The organism is Kluyvera sp. CHPC 1.2972 (assembly GCF_036759925.1).
GTDB lineage: Bacteria > Pseudomonadota > Gammaproteobacteria > Enterobacterales > Enterobacteriaceae > Kluyvera.
Genome location: NZ_JAPKIB010000003.1, coordinates 1 through 16,317 on the forward strand (window position 1 = coordinate 1; position 16,317 = coordinate 16,317).

12 protein-coding genes are annotated in these 16,317 nt (G+C 54.4%); 8 read left to right on the forward strand and 4 right to left on the reverse strand.

What is annotated here, in order from left to right; translation table 11 throughout:
- Positions 1-52: 52 nt before the first annotated feature.
- Positions 53-1,609: a hypothetical protein gene (locus V6944_RS05980; protein WP_333498255.1), complete on the reverse strand. Its 1,557-nt coding sequence runs from the start codon at positions 1,607-1,609 to the stop codon at positions 53-55.
- Between the two features lie 698 nt (positions 1,610-2,307).
- On the opposite strand from V6944_RS05980, the gene rstB reads away from it, so the two are divergent.
- Together rstB and tus are read left to right on the forward strand one after the other, a co-directional pair.
- On the forward strand, positions 2,308-3,609 hold the full coding sequence (rstB, locus tag V6944_RS05985) for a two-component system sensor histidine kinase RstB (protein WP_333498256.1): 1,302 nt from the start codon (positions 2,308-2,310) through the stop codon (positions 3,607-3,609).
- An 86-nt stretch (positions 3,610-3,695) separates the two neighbouring features.
- Positions 3,696-4,628 carry a DNA replication terminus site-binding protein gene (gene tus / locus V6944_RS05990; protein ID WP_333498257.1) on the forward strand — a complete coding sequence of 311 codons (933 nt, stop codon included), beginning with the start codon at positions 3,696-3,698 and terminating at the stop codon, positions 4,626-4,628.
- On the opposite strand, the gene fumC is transcribed toward tus, so the two are convergent.
- A complete protein-coding gene (gene fumC / locus V6944_RS05995; RefSeq protein ID WP_333498258.1) occupies positions 4,625-6,028 on the reverse strand; it encodes a class II fumarate hydratase in 1,404 nt (467 codons plus the stop codon). The two genes, tus and fumC, sit on opposite strands and share 4 nt — an antisense overlap.
- Before the next feature lie 105 nt (positions 6,029-6,133).
- Positions 6,134-7,780: a class I fumarate hydratase FumA gene (fumA, locus tag V6944_RS06000; RefSeq protein ID WP_333498259.1), complete on the reverse strand. Its 1,647-nt coding sequence runs from the start codon at positions 7,778-7,780 to the stop codon at positions 6,134-6,136.
- 199 nt (positions 7,781-7,979) lie between these two features.
- On the opposite strand from fumA, the gene manA reads away from it, so the two are divergent.
- Both manA and V6944_RS06010 read left to right on the forward strand, forming a co-directional pair.
- A complete protein-coding gene (gene manA / locus V6944_RS06005; protein WP_333498260.1) occupies positions 7,980-9,158 on the forward strand; it encodes a mannose-6-phosphate isomerase in 1,179 nt (392 codons plus the stop codon).
- Between the two features lie 98 nt (positions 9,159-9,256).
- Positions 9,257-10,768: a YdgA family protein gene (locus tag V6944_RS06010; protein ID WP_333498261.1), complete on the forward strand. Its 1,512-nt coding sequence runs from the start codon at positions 9,257-9,259 to the stop codon at positions 10,766-10,768.
- Between the two features lie 90 nt (positions 10,769-10,858).
- Here V6944_RS06010 and V6944_RS06015 read toward each other — a convergent pair whose 3' ends face one another.
- Positions 10,859-11,887, reverse strand: coding sequence for a Mal regulon transcriptional regulator MalI (locus V6944_RS06015; protein WP_333498262.1), 1,029 nt, complete (start codon positions 11,885-11,887; stop codon positions 10,859-10,861).
- A 177-nt stretch (positions 11,888-12,064) separates the two neighbouring features.
- On the opposite strand from V6944_RS06015, the gene malX reads away from it, so the two are divergent.
- From malX to V6944_RS06035, 4 genes are all read left to right on the forward strand, one after another.
- A complete protein-coding gene (gene malX, locus V6944_RS06020) occupies positions 12,065-13,657 on the forward strand; it encodes a maltose/glucose-specific PTS transporter subunit IIBC (protein ID WP_333498263.1) in 1,593 nt (530 codons plus the stop codon).
- 64 nt (positions 13,658-13,721) lie between these two features.
- Complete coding sequence (locus tag V6944_RS06025) at positions 13,722-14,894, forward strand: MalY/PatB family protein (protein WP_333498264.1); 1,173 nt, start codon at positions 13,722-13,724, stop codon at positions 14,892-14,894.
- Positions 14,895-15,087: 193 nt separating this feature from the next.
- Positions 15,088-15,570 (forward strand): Csu type fimbrial protein, encoded by a 483-nt coding sequence (locus V6944_RS06030; protein WP_333498265.1) that lies wholly within the window; start codon positions 15,088-15,090, stop codon positions 15,568-15,570.
- A 21-nt stretch (positions 15,571-15,591) separates the two neighbouring features.
- Positions 15,592-16,308 carry a fimbrial biogenesis chaperone gene (locus V6944_RS06035; protein WP_333498266.1) on the forward strand — a complete coding sequence of 239 codons (717 nt, stop codon included), beginning with the start codon at positions 15,592-15,594 and terminating at the stop codon, positions 16,306-16,308.
- The last annotated feature ends 9 nt before the right edge of the window (positions 16,309-16,317 follow it).

Genomic DNA, 16,317 nt, shown 5'->3' on the forward strand with positions numbered 1-16,317 from the left:
CTCTTTAAGCCATCTTAAATGACTCTGAGGTGTCTGTTAAACCCGTGGCGATTCAATTGGCCGTAATATTGAGACTATTGCTAAGTATCTTTTGCCCGTTATTGACTACCTGCTTTTGCGTTTTGGTATCAACCTGTACTCTTGTCACGCCATCGTGACCGTCAGCACCATCTTTACCATTGGCTCCAGCTACGCCCTGAATACCCTGTAAACCCTGTGCGCCGGTGTCACCTTTGTCACCTTTGTCACCTTTAGCGCCATCATGACCGTCAGCACCATCTTTACCATTGGCTCCAGCGACGCCCTGAATACCCTGTAAACCCTGTGCACCGGTGTCACCTTTGTCGCCTTTAGCGCCATCGTGACCGTCAGCACCATCTTTACCATTGGCTCCAGCGACGCCCTGAATACCCTGTAAACCCTGTAAACCCTGTACACCGGTGTCACCTTTGTCACCTTTGTCACCTTTGTCACCTTTAGCGCCATCATGACCGGCAGCACCATCTGTACCATTGGCTCCAGCGACGCCCTGAATACCCTGTGCACCGGTGTCACCCTTGTCGCCTTTAGCGCCATCATGACCGTCAGCACCATCTGTACCATTGGTTCCAGCTACGCCCTGAATGCCTTGCAGACCCTGAGCACCGGTGTCACCTTTGTCGCCTTTGTCGCCTTTGTCGCCTTTAGCGCCATCGTGGCCATCAGCACCATCTTTACCATTGGCTCCAGCGACGCCCTGAATGCCTTGTAGACCCTGAGCTCCGGTGTCACCTTTGTCGCCTTTAGCGCCATCATGACCGTCAGCACCATCTGTACCATTGGTTCCAGCTACGCCCTGAATGCCTTGCAGACCCTGAGCACCGGTGTCACCTTTGTCGCCTTTGTCGCCTTTGTCGCCTTTGTCGCCTTTAGCGCCATCATGACCGTCAGCACCATCTTTACCATTGGCTCCAGCGACGCCCTGAATACCCTGTAAACCCTGTGCGCCGGTATCCCCCTTGTCGCCTTTAGCACCATCGTGACCGTCAGCGCCATTTTTACCGTCAATACCATCTCGTGGGGCATTAGCCGCCGCATATTTGCTGGTGGTAAGCGCCGCTTGCGCTAGTGCTCTTACATCAACAGGCTGGCCCGTAGGATCATTTTTGGTATAGCTAACGTTCAATACCGTATTACTTTTCGCTACGGTCACCGTGCTGACTGCAACAGGAGGCGATATGACAGCAAGAAGACCAGGTTCATTCTGAGGCACCGTAGGCGGTACAATGACGGGCTTATTCGCGTTTACCGCTACGGACGGTAAAGTAGGATTAAGTATTACTGTTGTGGTAGGGGGAGTAACGACATTACCAATCTGAGAAACATAAATAACCTCGTGTTTTACGGGGTCGTAATAGCTATTTCTCACCAGTTTATAGTTCGCATCTTTCAGCGTGTCGGACGACATGACCGCAGTGCGAATCCACGATGCGTATTTATCAATATCGGGGTGTGCGCTAAAGTATGCGTTAGCGGCATCCAGATCGGCACCTGTAAGTGATGCATTTGCAAAGGAATTAACCGCTAACAGCGTAGCAGTTATAAAAATACCTATAGCGGTGTTTTTCATTAGAGCGTTCTCAAAAATAATGGATAAGTAGCAGACAATCCATTACCCGCTCGTTTGATATTTAATAAAAAGAAACCCACAAGCCCAAAATACTCATAAATAATTGTTTTTAAAAAATTAATCTGCAATGAACAACCATCTTTTAATTGGTGTTTCTAGCCAAGGTGCTTGGCTATAATGCAAATAATATTTTCGTTTGAAAGCATGACGCCATCAAAAAAACAAAATAATTAACAACCTTCAAAAAAACCGAACTCAAATTAACAATTTAATAACTTATTTCGACTCGCGAACTAATGATAAAGATATTACATTTGCCATTTATATTTTCAATATAATAATTCTAATGAATGATGACATTAATATCAGGCTAAGTATTCATTGAAAAACACAAGTTATAACTTCGTAAATAAAAAGTGTTTTTTGTTTTATTTTGGCCTTCATATGAAAAATAAATCATGTCATCTGAGCGTCATTGCCTCCTGAACCTTCACATGAAACCAAACGATGACCACAGCACATTTATCGTTGGGTATCGCATTCACAAGAATGCAGAAATACTTGATCCAGTGTACTCTGCCAGGATAAGCATGGTTAACCGCCGCCAACTTCCCTTTGGAGTCGACGTATCCATAGATATCGCCTTCCCTTTGTGGGAAATATGAATAGTTAACACATTGAACGTTCGGTGATTTTCCATGAAAAAGCTGTTTGTACAGTTTTACCTGCTGCTGTTTGTCTGCTTTCTGGTCATGACCATGTTGGTCGGGCTGGTCTATAAGTTCACCGCCGAACGGGCCGGTCGTCAGTCGCTTGACGACCTGATGAAAAGTTCCCTGTATCTGATGCGTAGCGAACTGCGTGAAATTCCGCCGCGTAACTGGAGCAAAACGCTCAACGAGCTTGACCTTAATCTGTCGTTTGATCTGCGTATTGAGCCGCTGAGCAAATTCCAGTTGGGAGAAAGCTCCATGCAGCATCTCCGGGCGGGTGATATCGTCGCGCTTGATGACCAGTACACCTTTATTCAGCGCATCCCGCGCAGCCACTATGTGCTGGCCGTCGGGCCGATCCCCTATCTCTACTTTATGCATGAGATGCGGCTGCTGGATATTGCGCTTATGGCGTTTATCGCCATCTCACTCGCCTTTCCGGTGTTTATCTGGATGCGTCCACACTGGCAGGACATGCTGCGTCTGGAGAGCGCCGCACAGCGCTTTGGTGAGGGGCATTTGAATGAGCGTATTCACTTTGACAGTATGTCCAGCTTCGAACGTCTTGGCGTCGCCTTTAACCAGATGGCCGATAACATCAATGCGCTGATTGCCAGTAAGAAACAGCTGATCGACGGTATTGCCCATGAGCTGCGTACGCCCCTGGTGCGTTTGCGCTATCGGCTGGAAATGAGTGAAAACCTGACCGAAGCCGAGTCATTGGCGCTCAATCGCGATATTGGGCAACTGGAAGCGCTGATTGAGGAGCTGCTGACCTACGCGCGCCTCGACCGCCCGCAGACCGAACTGTCACTGACTACGCCAGACCTACCGCAGTGGATCGCCACACACGTCGAAGATGTGCAAGCAGTGAATCCGCAACGCGAAGTGACCGTTGACCAGATTACGCCAGGCGATTACGGCGCGCTGGATATGCGCCTGATGGAGCGCGTGCTCGATAACCTTATCAACAACGCCATGCGCTACAGCCAATCACGAATTCAGGTCAGCCTGATACTGCACGGCAGCATGGCCTGCCTGCAGGTCGACGACGACGGCCCCGGCATTGCCGAAGGCGAGCGTGAGCGCGTATTCGAACCGTTTGTCCGCCTCGACCCAAGCCGTGACCGGGCGACCGGTGGCTGTGGATTGGGGCTAGCCATCGTCCACTCTATCGCCGTGGCGATGGGCGGACAGGCGCACTGTGACGTCAGCCCGCTGGGCGGCGCACGTTTCAGCCTGACCTGGCCTATCTACCACCATATCACCCTGCCCGCGGCTAGCTGACCGCGGTTTGCACGGTGCCAGATTCTGGCTTATAGTGAACGGCACATATAGTATGTTGTAACTAATTTAATCGCGGAGTGCTAATCATGGCCAGCTACGACCTCGTTGAGCGGTTAACAGACACCTTTCGTCAGATAGAGCGTAACCTGCTGGATCTACGCGATGAACTCTCCGCCTTTCGTCTGCTCACCGCGCGGATATTTGAGCTGCCTGAAGTCAAGAAAACGTCAGAGCACGCGCCGCTATCCCAGATTCAGGTTGTCCAGCATCTGGGGCAAACCGCCTTTGAGATGGCACTGAAACACTTTAACCATCTGTTTATTCAGCAGCAGTCGGAGAATCTCAGCAGCAAGGCGGCGGTACGTCTTCCCGGTGCTATCTGCCTGCAGGCAACCAATGAGCAGCATGAAGCGCTCGCCGCACGCGTGCAGCACATTAACGCGTTAAAGGCCGCGCTGGAGCAGATAATCACCGTCGATTCGGGCCTGCCGTCGGTGGCGCGTTTTGAATGGGTTCACCGCTATATTCCCGGTTTGATCACCCTCAACGCCTACCGCTCGCTCACCCTGCTCTCCGACCCAAGCACCATCCGCTTCGGCTGGGCGAATAAACATATCATCAAGAATCTGACCCGCGATGACGTGCTGGCACAGCTCGAAAAAAGCCTGAAGTCACCGCGTGCGGTGCCGCCGTGGACCCGTGAACAGTGGCAGTCGAGGCTGGAACGAGAATATCAGGATATTGCGGCGCTGCCGCAGCAGGCGAAGCTGAAAATCAAACGCCCGGTGAAGGTGCAGCCGATTGCCCGCGTTTGGTACGCCGGCGAACAGAAACAGATACAATACGCCTGCCCTGGCCCGCTGATTGCGGTGATCTCCGGGCGTAACGGCGTCAGCGTGCCGGACCTTGGTGAATTGCTGAACTATGATGCCGATAACGTCCAACACCGACACAAACCGGAAGCGCAGCCGCTTAAGCTGATGATTGAGCGGCTGCACCTGTGGTTAGCGCCGGATTAAGCCCCGCTTACCTGACTGCCGACCATCTCTTCAGGTCGCACCCAGCGGTCAAACTCCTCGGCGCTGAGATAACCTAACGCCAGCGCCGCGTTCTTCAACGTCAGCCCCTCTTTATGCGCTTTTTTGGCAATCTCCGCCGCTTTGTCGTAGCCGATGTGGGTGTTTAGCGCCGTCACCAGCATTAACGACTCGTTAAGCAACTGGTCGATACGCTCACGGTTAGGCTCAATCCCCACCGCGCAGTGCTCGTTAAAGCTCTCCATGCCGTCGGCCAGCAGACGCACGGATTGCAGCACGTTGTGGATGATCATCGGGCGATAAACGTTAAGCTCGAAGTTGCCGGATGCGCCGCCCATATTAACCGCCACATCGTTGCCCATCACCTGGCAGCACAGCATGGTCATCGCTTCGCACTGGGTCGGGTTGACTTTACCCGGCATGATGGAGGAACCCGGTTCGTTTTCCGGAATAGCAAGTTCGCCGATACCGCAGCGCGGGCCGGAGGCCAGCCAGCGAACGTCATTGGCGATTTTCATCAGCGATGCCGCCAAACCCTTTAGCGCCCCGTGGGCATGAACCAGCGCATCGCAAGTCGCTAACGCTTCGAATTTATTCGGCGCCGTGATAAACGGTTGCCCGGTCAACGACGCCAGCTCTTTTGCTACACGGACGGCGTATTCTGGATGGGTGTTCAACCCGGTGCCGACGGCGGTGCCGCCCAGAGCCAGTTCGCTCAGGTGCGGCAGGCTCTGTTCCAGATGGCGACGATTGTGCTCCAGCATCGCCACCCAGCCGGAGAACTCCTGGCCGAGCGTCAACGGCGTAGCGTCCTGCAGATGCGTACGGCCAATCTTGACGATATCGCGGAAGCTTTCCGATTTCTGGCGCAGCGTCTCCTGCAATACCGCCAACTGCGGCAGCAGATGTTCGCGCAGCGCAATCACCGCCGCTACATGCATCGCCGTTGGGAAAACGTCGTTTGAGCTTTGGCTTTTGTTCACGTCATCATTCGGATGCACTTTGCGCGTCATGCCGCGATCACCGCCCAGCAGTTCGCTGGCGCGGTTAGCCAGCACCTCGTTCATGTTCATATTGCTTTGGGTGCCCGAGCCGGTCTGCCAGATAGCCAGCGGGAACTCGTCGGGGTGCTGGTCTTTCAGGACTTCATCGGCGGCAGCCATAATGGCATCGGCTTTATCCGCTGCTAACAGGCCTAAATCCTGGTTAACCTTAGCCGCCGCACGCTTGGTTAGCGCCAGGGCATAAATCAGCGAAAGCGGCATTTTCTCGGTGGAGATCCGGAAATGCTCCAGAGAGCGCTGGGTTTGCGCGCCCCACAGTTTGTCGGCAGGAACCTCAATCGGCCCCATAGAATCGCTTTCGCGGCGTGACGTTGTCATTACCTTCTCCTTGAATTCAAAGTGATTGTGAAGTGACATTGCTCTTGCGAAAAAGATAAGTATGAACGGAGAAACAAAAACCGCCCCGAAGGGCGGTAAAAGAGATTATTTTACGCAGCGAGCGCACTGCGACGCCTGAATCTGCTGGAAGAAGTCGTTGCCTTTGTCATCCACCAGGATAAACGCCGGGAAGTCTTCCACTTCAATTTTCCAGATAGCTTCCATACCCAGCTCCGGGTACTCCACGCATTCCAGACTCTTGATGCTGCTTTGTGCCAGCACCGCCGCCGGGCCGCCGATGCTGCCGAGGTAGAAGCCGCCGTGCTTATGGCAGGCGTCGGTCACCTGCTGGCTACGGTTGCCTTTTGCCAGCATGATCATGCTGCCGCCTTCCGCCTGCAGTTGGTCAACGTAGGAGTCCATGCGCCCTGCGGTGGTTGGCCCCAGTGAGCCTGAGGCATATCCTTCAGGGGTTTTCGCCGGGCCCGCGTAGTAGATCGGGTGATCTTTAATGTACTGCGGCAGCCCTTCGCCTTTATCCATACGCTCTTTCAGCTTGGCGTGCGCAATGTCGCGGCCCACGATGATAGTGCCGCTCAGCGACAGACGCGTAGAGACCGGGTACTGGGAAAGTTGCTTGAGGATGTCGCTCATCGGACGGTTCAGATCAACCTTCACCGCCTCGCCCTCGCCCGCTTTACGCAGTGATTCTGGGATGTACTTGCCTGGGTTATTTTCCAGTTTCTCAATCCAGATGCCGTGGCGGTTGATTTTGGCTTTGATATTACGGTCAGCGGAGCAGGAAACGCCCATCCCGACCGGGCAGGACGCGCCGTGACGCGGCAGACGCACCACGCGGATATCGTGCGCAAAGTATTTGCCGCCGAACTGCGCCCCGAGGCCCAGATTCTGCGCCTCAACCAGCAGCTCTTTTTCAAGCTGTACGTCGCGGAATGCCTGGCCGTGCTCGTTACCTTCGGTTGGCAGACCGTCATAATACTTGGTCGACGCCAGTTTCACGGTTTTCAGCGTGGCTTCCGCAGAGGTACCGCCAATCACAAAGGCAATATGGTACGGCGGGCAAGCAGCAGTGCCGAGGGTACGCATCTTCTCCACCAGGTAAGTTTTCAGCTTGGCTGGGGTGATCAGCGCTTTGGTTTCCTGGTAGAGGTAGGTTTTGTTAGCCGAGCCGCCGCCTTTGGCAATGCACAGGAACTTATATTCGTCACCATCCACGCTGTAGAGATCAATCTGCGCTGGCAGGTTAGTGCCAGTGTTGACCTCTTTGTACATATCCAGCGGCGCGTTTTGCGAGTAGCGCAAGTTGTCTTCGATAAAGGTGTCGTACACACCGCGAGCCAGCGCCGCTTCATCGCCGCCACCGGTCCAGACGCGCTGGCCTTTTTTACCCATGATGATCGCCGTACCGGTGTCCTGGCAGGTCGGCAGGATACCTTTCGCCGCGATATCGGAGTTACGCAGGAACTGCAACGCTACGTACTTGTCGTTTTCGCTGGCTTCCGGGTCATTCAGGATATCCGCAACCTGCTGCTGGTGCGCGGGGCGAAGCATAAAGGAAGCATCGTGGAAGGCGTGTTTGGCAAGAAGCGTCAACGCTTGCGGGGCAACTTTGAGGACTTCCTGCCCTTCAAATTCTGCGACGGAAACGTAGTCGTTGCTTAACAGGTAGTATTCGGTCTCATCCTTTTCTAACGGAAAAGGATCCTGATAGTAGAAAGGTTTATTCGACATTGTGCTCTCACTTACTGCTTTGATGATGTTATGAAGGGCAGGCTTTCCATTTGCCCAGGTTAAAAGCGAGTTACCCTATCGTACACAATTTTTTAACAAAAACTGAGACAAGTACGACTTTTTATTTCTGCGGCATACGACAGCGCATTTTTTTGCTTTAATACAGCCCAAAGAATCCACATTGAAACAGGGCTTGATAATGCAAAAACTCATCAACTCAGTGCAAAACTATGCCTGGGGCAGCAAAACTGCGTTAACGGAACTCTACGGTATGGCGAATCCTGAAGGTCTGCCGATGGCAGAGCTGTGGATGGGCGCACACCCGAAGAGCAGCTCAAAGATTACCGACAGCCACGGCGTCGAGCAGTCGCTGCGCGACGTGATTGATGCCGATAAAACCACGCTGTTGGGGGCCAACGTTGCCGCCCGCTTTGGCGAGTTACCTTACCTGTTTAAGGTACTTTGCGCCGCACAACCGCTCTCTATTCAGGTCCACCCGAGCAAAAAAGCAGCGGAAGTGGGTTTTGCGAAGGAAAACGCTGCCGGGATCCCGCTGGACGCTGCCGAACGCAACTACAAAGATCCAAACCACAAACCAGAGCTGGTCTTTGCGCTGACGCCGTTCCTGGCGATGAACGCCTTCCGTGAGTTCGCAGAAATCGCCTCACTGCTGCAGCCGGTTGCTGACGCAAACCCGGCTATCGGCGAGTTTATCGCCCAGCCGACCAGCGAACGCCTGAGCGCCCTGTTCGCGGGCCTGCTCAATATGCAGGGCGACGAGAAAGCCCACGCGCTGAAGGTGCTGCGCGCGGCGCTGGAAGGCCAACAAGGCCTTGCCTGGGATGCGATTCGCCTGATTGCTGAGTTCTATCCGGACGACAGCGGCCTCTTCTCCCCGCTGCTGCTGAACATTGTTCAGCTCAACCCGGGCGAAGCGATGTTCCTGTATGCCGAAACCCCGCACGCCTACCTGCGCGGCACCGGGCTTGAGGTGATGGCGAACTCCGATAACGTTCTGCGCGCTGGCCTCACGCCGAAGTATATTGATATCCCTGAACTGGTGGCGAACGTTAAGTTCACCGCCAAACCGGCAAACGAACTGCTGACCCAGCCGGCACAGCACGGCGAGACGCTGGACTTCCCGATTCCGGTTGAAGATTTCGCCTTCTCACTGCACACCCTTAGCGCCAGCGAAGCCACGCTGACTCAGGATGGCGCCGCTATTCTGTTCTGCGTAGACGGCGAATCCGTACTGAGCAAAAACGACCAGCGCCTGGTGCTGAAACCGGGTGAATCCGCCTTCGTCGCGGCGAATGAATCACCGATTCAGGTCAGCGGCAGCGGCCGTTTAGCGCGTGTTTATAATAAGTTAAAGTAAATACTGAAGTTTCAGGACAGGCTTGCTACTCTTTTGCATAGCCTTATGACTCAACCAGGCGGCTTTCCCGCCTGGTTTCATTTTTATGGACAAATACTATGAAAAAAACGCTGGTAGCCGCAGGTATTATCGTCGCTTTAGGGGTGGTCTGGACGGGTGGAGCCTGGTACACGGGCAAACAACTGGAATCACATATTGCGGAAATGGTCTCTCAGGCAAATGCCCAGTTGAAGCTGAGCGCGCCGGAAGCCGGTCTTGAGATCGGCTATCAGGACTACCAGCGCGGCGTCTTCAGCAGCCAGCTAAAAATGGTGGTGAAGCCGCTGACTGGCGCGGAAAATTCATGGTTAAAACCGGGTCAAAGCGTGATTCTGGATGAGTCCGTCAGCCACGGTCCAATCCCGCTGGCGTCGCTGAAATCCTTCAACCTTGCCCCTGCGATGGCAAGCGTGAATACCGTGTTGGTCAACAACGACGTGACCAAGCCGCTATTTGATATCGCCAAAGGCACCTCACCATTCGATATCAACACCCGCATCAGCTATAACGGCGATACCGAATCCACCATTGCGCTCAAACCGCTGGATTACGAAAAAGATGCCGAGAAGGTCACCTTCAGCGGCGGTGATTTTGTGCTCTCTGCAGACCGCCAGGGTAGCCTGGTATCGCTGACCGGTGAAGCCAAAAGCGGCCAGGTCAACGCGGTTAACGAATACGATCAGAAAGTGCAGTTCACCTTCAACAACCTGAAAACTGACGGCTCCAGCAAGCTGACCTCGTTTGAAGAGCGCATCGGTGATCAGACCCTCTCCCTGGAGCGCCTGGCGGTCTCCGTTGAAGGAAAAGATCTGGCCGAACTAACCGGTATGACCATTGCCGGGAAATCGACCCTGACGCCTGATGGCAAAAAAATTAACAGCCAGCTCGACTACACGCTGAATAACCTCAAACTACAGAACCAGGATTTCGGCAGCGGGCAGCTGACGCTGAAAGTGGACGGTATTGACGGCGTGGCGATGCATCAGTTCAGCCAGCAGTATCAGGCGCAGACTCAGGCGCTGATGGCGCAGCCGGATCTGGCGCAAAACCCAGAGTTGTACCAGCAAAAAGCGGTCGACGCGCTGTTCAACACCCTGCCGATTCTGCTGAAAGGCGATCCGGTTGTGACACTGTCACCTCTGAGCTGGAAAAACGCGAAAGGCGAAAGTTCGCTGAACCTCTCACTGGCGCTGAAAGACCCCGCACAGGCGACCGGTGAAGCCACCACGCTGGCTCAACAGGTTGACCGCGGCGTGAAATCGCTGGATGCCAAGCTGGTGATCCCAATGGAGATGGCAACCGAGTTGATGACTCAGGTCGCGCGCCTGGAAGGCTATCAGCAGGCAGATGCGGCCAAGCTGGCCGCACAGCAGATTCAGGGCCTGGCGGCGATGGGACAGATGTTCCGTCTGACCACCACACAGGACAATGCTATCAGCAGCAGCCTGCAGTACGGTGAAGGTCAGGTCACGCTGAACGGGCAGAAAATGCCGCTGGAAGAGTTTGTTGGTATGTTCGGCATGCCGGGCCTGGCCCAGCCGGATGAACCCGCAACCCTCCCTGCACCATAATCAAAAAAAGCGCCTTTAAGGCGCTTTTTTTATTACCGTAGTAATCCGAGCCCGGCCGAGCAACGCGACGCCGGGAACGTCTCCCGCACCCTATTTCCGCGCCACCAGCCGCGGCGGCATAATCACGTTTCTCGCCGTCCCTTGCCCGGTATCAATACGCTGCAAAATCCGCTCGGCAACGCTTTGCCCCATTTCGCGTGCTGGCGTCGTCACCCAGGTCAGCGGCACGTCATCAAGCGCCTTTTCAGGCACATCGGCAAACGCCGCCAGCGCGACGCGCTGCTCAAAATAGCTTTCGACACTGTCTTCACCGCTCTGCTTACCCGCCCGCATCAGACCAAACCACGCGCCCATCGCAATCACGCTGTTGTAGCACAGCACGGCGCTAATCGTCGGGTTATGGCGCAACAGTCTGGTGATCGCTTCCGACGCCTGCTTCTGGCTGGTCTCACACTCCAGCACCCAATCGCTGTGGAATGGCAGCCCGTATTTAATCAGCGTGGCACAGTAGCCGCCGACCCGCTCAGCGCGGGTCAACGATGAGCTCTGCCCACCGAGCCAGGCAATGCGCTGATGGCCCCGGCGGATCAGATGTTCGGTCACCAGTTGCGCCGCCTGCATATTGTCCGGACGAATAATGTCGACTTCATCGAGGTAGCTGGCGCGTGAAGCAAACACCAATGGTGTTTCCGTTTCTGCCGCTTTTGCCCGCAGTTCAGCGGCCTGATCGACCGAACCGGCGATCACCACCCCGTCAACGCCCTGCGACACCAGCGCATCGAAACGCTGCAGCATCTGCTCGCCCCGCTTCCCGCCCTGGGTCAAAAACACCATTTTGCCCTGCGATTCAAGGGCGGCGGTCATCCCCGCAGTCAGTTCGGCATAAAACGGTGACGAAAGGTCGCCGACAATCAGCCCAATCACCCCCGTTTGCCCCCCGCGCAGCGAGACGGCCTGGCGGTTACGCACAAAGCCTAACTGGTCAATCGCCTGGTAGACGCGCTCACCCGTCGCGGAAGATATTCGCCCTTTACCGCTGAGAACCAGCGAAACGGTACTGACGGACACACCGGCCGCCAGTGCAACATCGTTAATGGTGACTTTCTTTGCAATCGCCATGGTTCCAGCAGGGCTCCTTTTGCTCAAGAGATAAAACGTTTTATCAATAGACGTACTTTATAAACCTTATTATCACTTGCTTTTGTGATTTGTTTCTCACTAAAAAATGGTAAAACGTTTTATCTTCCTGTCCCGTGATTGTTAGAAACCCTTTTTTCAGGATTAAGGAGTCGTTTCATGACGGCGAATACCGCACCAAAAGTCACCCTCTGGGAATTTTTCCAGCAGCTTGGCAAAACCTTTATGCTGCCGGTTGCCCTGCTTTCCTTCTGCGGGATCATGCTCGGGATCGGCAGCTCGCTTAGCAGCCATGACGTCACCACGCTACTGCCGTGGCTTGATACGCCGTTCCTGCAGGCCGTCTTTATCTGGATGAGCAAAGTTGGCTCCTTCGCCTTTAGCTTCCTGCCGGTGATGTTCTGTATCGCCATTCCACTGGGGCTGGCGCGTGATAACAAAGGCGTCGCCGCTTTCGCGGGTTTCGTCGGCTATGCGGTGATGAACCTGGCCGTCAACTTCTGGTTGACCGCCAAAGGCATCCTGCCAACCACCGACGCCGCGATCCTGAAAGCCAATAACATTCAGAACATTATCGGTATTCAGTCCATCGACACCGGTATTCTCGGCGCGGTTATCTGCGGGATTATCGTCTGGATGCTGCATGAACGCTTCCACACCATCCGTCTGCCGGATGCGCTGGCCTTCTTTGGCGGCACCCGTTTTGTACCGATTATCACCACCATCGTGCTGGGTCTGGTCGGCCTGGTGATCCCGCTGGTATGGCCGGTATTTGCCATGGGCATCAACGCGCTGGGCCACGTGATCAACAGCGCCGGTGATTTTGGTCCGATGATCTTCGGTACCGGTGAACGTCTGCTGTTGCCGTTCGGCCTGCATCACATTCTGGTGGCGCTGATTCGCTTTACCGAAGCGGGCGGCACCATGGACGTCTGCGGCCATGACGTCAGCGGCGCACTGACCATCTTCCAGGCGCAGCTGAGCTGCCCGACCACCCACGGCTTCTCCGAAAGCGCGACCCGCTTCCTGTCTCAGGGTAAAATGCCAGCGTTCCTCGGCGGCCTGCCTGGCGCAGCGCTGGCGATGTACCACTGCGCTCGTCCGGAAAACCGTCATAAAATTAAAGGCCTGCTGATTTCCGGCGTTATCGCCTGCGTCGTGGGCGGCACCACTGAACCGCTGGAATTCCTGTTCCTGTTCGTTGCTCCGGTACTGTACGTAATCCACGCGCTGCTGACCGGTCTGGGCTTCACCATCATGGCGGTGCTCGGCGTGACCATCGGTAACACCGACGGCAATATCATCGACTTCGTGGTGTTCGGTATCCTGCACGGTCTGTCGACCAAATGGTACCTGGTGCCGGTCGTCGCAGCCATCTGGTTCGCGGTTTACTATGCGATTTTCCGCTTCGCTATCGTGCGCTTTAACATCAAAACGCCGGGTCGCGATGTGGATACCGCGCCTGCGGCAGAGCACACCTCCAGCGGCGTGACCGGAAAATCCGGCTACAACGTGCCGGTTATCCTTCAGGCGCTGGGCGGTGCTGAGAATATCGTCTCGCTCGACAACTGCATCACCCGTCTTCGCCTGTCGGTAAACGACATGGACAAAGTCGACGTCGATACGCTGAAAGCCAACCGTGCTATTGGCGTGGTAAAACTGAACCAGCACAACCTGCAGGTGGTCATTGGCCCGCAGGTACAGTCGGTGAAAGACGAAATGTCGGTACTGATGAACTCCGTTCAAGCGTAAGCCCTTTGCCCCTGTGCGTAACAGGGGCAAAATAGCCCAATCTTCCCTTCGTTAGGATCTCCACATGTTTGATTTTTCAACGGTGATTGACCGACACGGCACCTGGTGCACCCAATGGGACTATGTTGCCGACCGCTTTGGCGACGCAGACCTGCTGCCGTTTACTATTTCTGATATGGACTTCGCCACCGCGCCCTGCATTCTGGACGCGCTGAGCAAACGTCTTTCCCACGGTGTGTTTGGCTACAGCCGCTGGAAAAACGATGAGTTTCTTCCCGCCATTGCCCACTGGTACGCCCACCGTTTTCATGCGGTAATTGATACCAACACCCTCGTCTACGGTCCTTCTGTCATCTATATGGTGTCTGAAATGATCCGCCAGTGGTCAAAACCTGGTGACGGCATCGTGGTGCATACCCCTGCCTATGACGCGTTCTTTAAAACCATCGAAGGTAATCAACGCCGGGTGGTTGGTGTGCCGATGGATAAGCACGATGGCCAGTGGTTCTGCGATATGGGCAAACTCGAAGCCGTGCTCGCTGAACCTCATAACAGCGTGCTGTTGCTGTGTAGCCCGCAAAACCCGACGGGTAAAGTCTGGACGCGTGAAGAGCTCGAGACCATGGCGGCCCTGTGCGAAAAACATAACGTGCGCGTGATAAGTGATGAAATTCATATGGATATGACCTGGCAAGGCCATGCGCATATTCCATGGAGCGACGTGGCTCGCGGCGAGTGGGCACTGTTCACTTCGGGGTCTAAAAGCTTCAATATTCCGGCGTTGACCGGTGCATACGGCATGATTGTCGATGACGTCTCACGCGAAGCCTATATTACTGCGTTGAAAAACCGCGACGGCCTCTCTTCCCCCTCCGTTCCGGCGCTGGTCGCCCATATTGCGGCCTACAAACAGGGTGAACCCTGGCTGGATGCCCTGCGCGAATATCTGCAGGAAAATATGCGTTATATCGAGAAAACGCTGAACGCCGCCTTCCCGGAACTGCAATGGTCGATGCCGCAGGCAACCTATCTGGCATGGATTGATTTGCGTCCGCTGAAGATTGACGATCGTAAACTGCAGGATGTGTTAATTAAACAGCAGAAGGTCGCCATTATGCCGGGCTATACCTACGGCGAAGAAGGTAACGGTTTTATTCGTCTGAATGCCGGTTGCCCGCGAGTGAAGCTGGAACAAGGCGTCGAACGCTTGATTGCGGCGATTCGTACGCTGCGTTAACCCGCTATTGCGCAATGCTGCCAGGTATTGCGCAACAATAATGTATTAGCCCTAAGTTGTTAATATCAGATCTTGCCATTCACATCTCGTAGACATAGCACGATTACTCAATCTAAGAAAATTCCTAATCTTTATTCTCCGCCCCCCGTTAACACCCCACCCCAAAACAATTGAGAATTTAGTGAGTTTTAAAATGATTAACCGTCAAGCCACTGCATTAACGCTGACTGCGATTAGCATTTTATTTTCATCCGCCGCGTTTGCGGATGATTCATCCCTGACGGCATCTGCGGATATGCACGTCAATCTGACCGTTCAGAAATCCTGCCAGATAAACGTTGCGGATATGGATTTCGGTTCGCATGCCAGCGACTCCGGAGAAATTGATGTTTCCGCTGACGCTTCCGTGACCTGTACCTCAGGAACAAGCTATATGCTCAACAGCGAGAGCGGCCGCGCTTATTCCATGAAGAACAAGGATACGTCGGAAACGGTGGCCTACAACCTGTACAGTGACGCCAACAGAACAAGCGACCTCGCGACGACGGCTATTTCGGGTAGCGGTAGCGGCTCCGCCCAGGTGATCCCAATCTACGGTAAAGTGGCCGCCGATGCGCTGGCACAAGCTCCTGCAGGGGATTATGCCGACACCGTAACACTCACCGTCACCTACTAATTTAGCGCTGGATCAAAGCATATGAATCGTAAACTGGCTGGCATCTTGCTTTCAACATTGGGCTTGTTATTCGCCTTACCTTCATATGCTGCCACCCTCCAGGTGTACCCGGTTAACGTCGGTTTTTGCGCCAGGGAAACCGCGCAGGCTATCTACGTGAAAAACGTGGGTAGCGCTGCTATCGGCGCACAGATTCGCGTTTACGCCTGGCACCAGCAAAACAATAAAGACACGCTGAGCGACACTGAGGACTTACTGGTCAGCCCGCCGATGACCACCATTCCCGCTGCTCGCGAGCAGCTTATCCGCATTATCCTTCCGGTGCCGCCAGGCGGAGATACCGAACTGGCTTATCGTCTGGTGGTGGATGAACTTCCCAGCAGTAGCAACATGGCGGAGAAAGATGGCGTGCGGTTTCTCCTTCGCTACTCCATCCCGGTTTTTGTGAACTGCAAAGAGCAGCAACCGGATCTCAACAGCGTGACTTTCTCCATCGACCAGCTCGCGCATCCGGTGATGCTTAAAGTACGTAACAATGGCACACAGCATCTCAAGCTAAGCGACATCACGCTTCACGTTGGTGCCCAGAGCGTGCCGATGAGTAAAGGGTTACTCGGGTACGTACTGCCACAGAGTGAAAAGGAATGGCCTTTACCGAAAGGAATGACGACTGCGTCATCTTTATCACTAAATCTGAACGATAATGAGAAAATACAGACCATCAATATTACCCCGTAATACCTTACC

Coding starts and splice junctions, on each gene's coding strand:
- V6944_RS06030 (WP_333498265.1), top strand. CDS start 15,088: ATGATTAACCGTCAAGCCACTGCATTAACGCTGACTGCGATTAGCATT.
- tus (WP_333498257.1), top strand. CDS start 3,696: ATGGCCAGCTACGACCTCGTTGAGCGGTTAACAGACACCTTTCGTCAG.
- rstB (WP_333498256.1), top strand. CDS start 2,308: ATGAAAAAGCTGTTTGTACAGTTTTACCTGCTGCTGTTTGTCTGCTTT.
- V6944_RS06015 (WP_333498262.1), bottom strand. CDS start 11,887: ATGGCGATTGCAAAGAAAGTCACCATTAACGATGTTGCACTGGCGGCC.
- V6944_RS05980 (WP_333498255.1), bottom strand. CDS start 1,609: ATGAAAAACACCGCTATAGGTATTTTTATAACTGCTACGCTGTTAGCG.
- manA (WP_333498260.1), top strand. CDS start 7,980: ATGCAAAAACTCATCAACTCAGTGCAAAACTATGCCTGGGGCAGCAAA.
- malX (WP_333498263.1), top strand. CDS start 12,065: ATGACGGCGAATACCGCACCAAAAGTCACCCTCTGGGAATTTTTCCAG.
- fumC (WP_333498258.1), bottom strand. CDS start 6,028: ATGACAACGTCACGCCGCGAAAGCGATTCTATGGGGCCGATTGAGGTT.
- V6944_RS06035 (WP_333498266.1), top strand. CDS start 15,592: ATGAATCGTAAACTGGCTGGCATCTTGCTTTCAACATTGGGCTTGTTA.
- fumA (WP_333498259.1), bottom strand. CDS start 7,780: ATGTCGAATAAACCTTTCTACTATCAGGATCCTTTTCCGTTAGAAAAG.
- V6944_RS06025 (WP_333498264.1), top strand. CDS start 13,722: ATGTTTGATTTTTCAACGGTGATTGACCGACACGGCACCTGGTGCACC.
- V6944_RS06010 (WP_333498261.1), top strand. CDS start 9,257: ATGAAAAAAACGCTGGTAGCCGCAGGTATTATCGTCGCTTTAGGGGTG.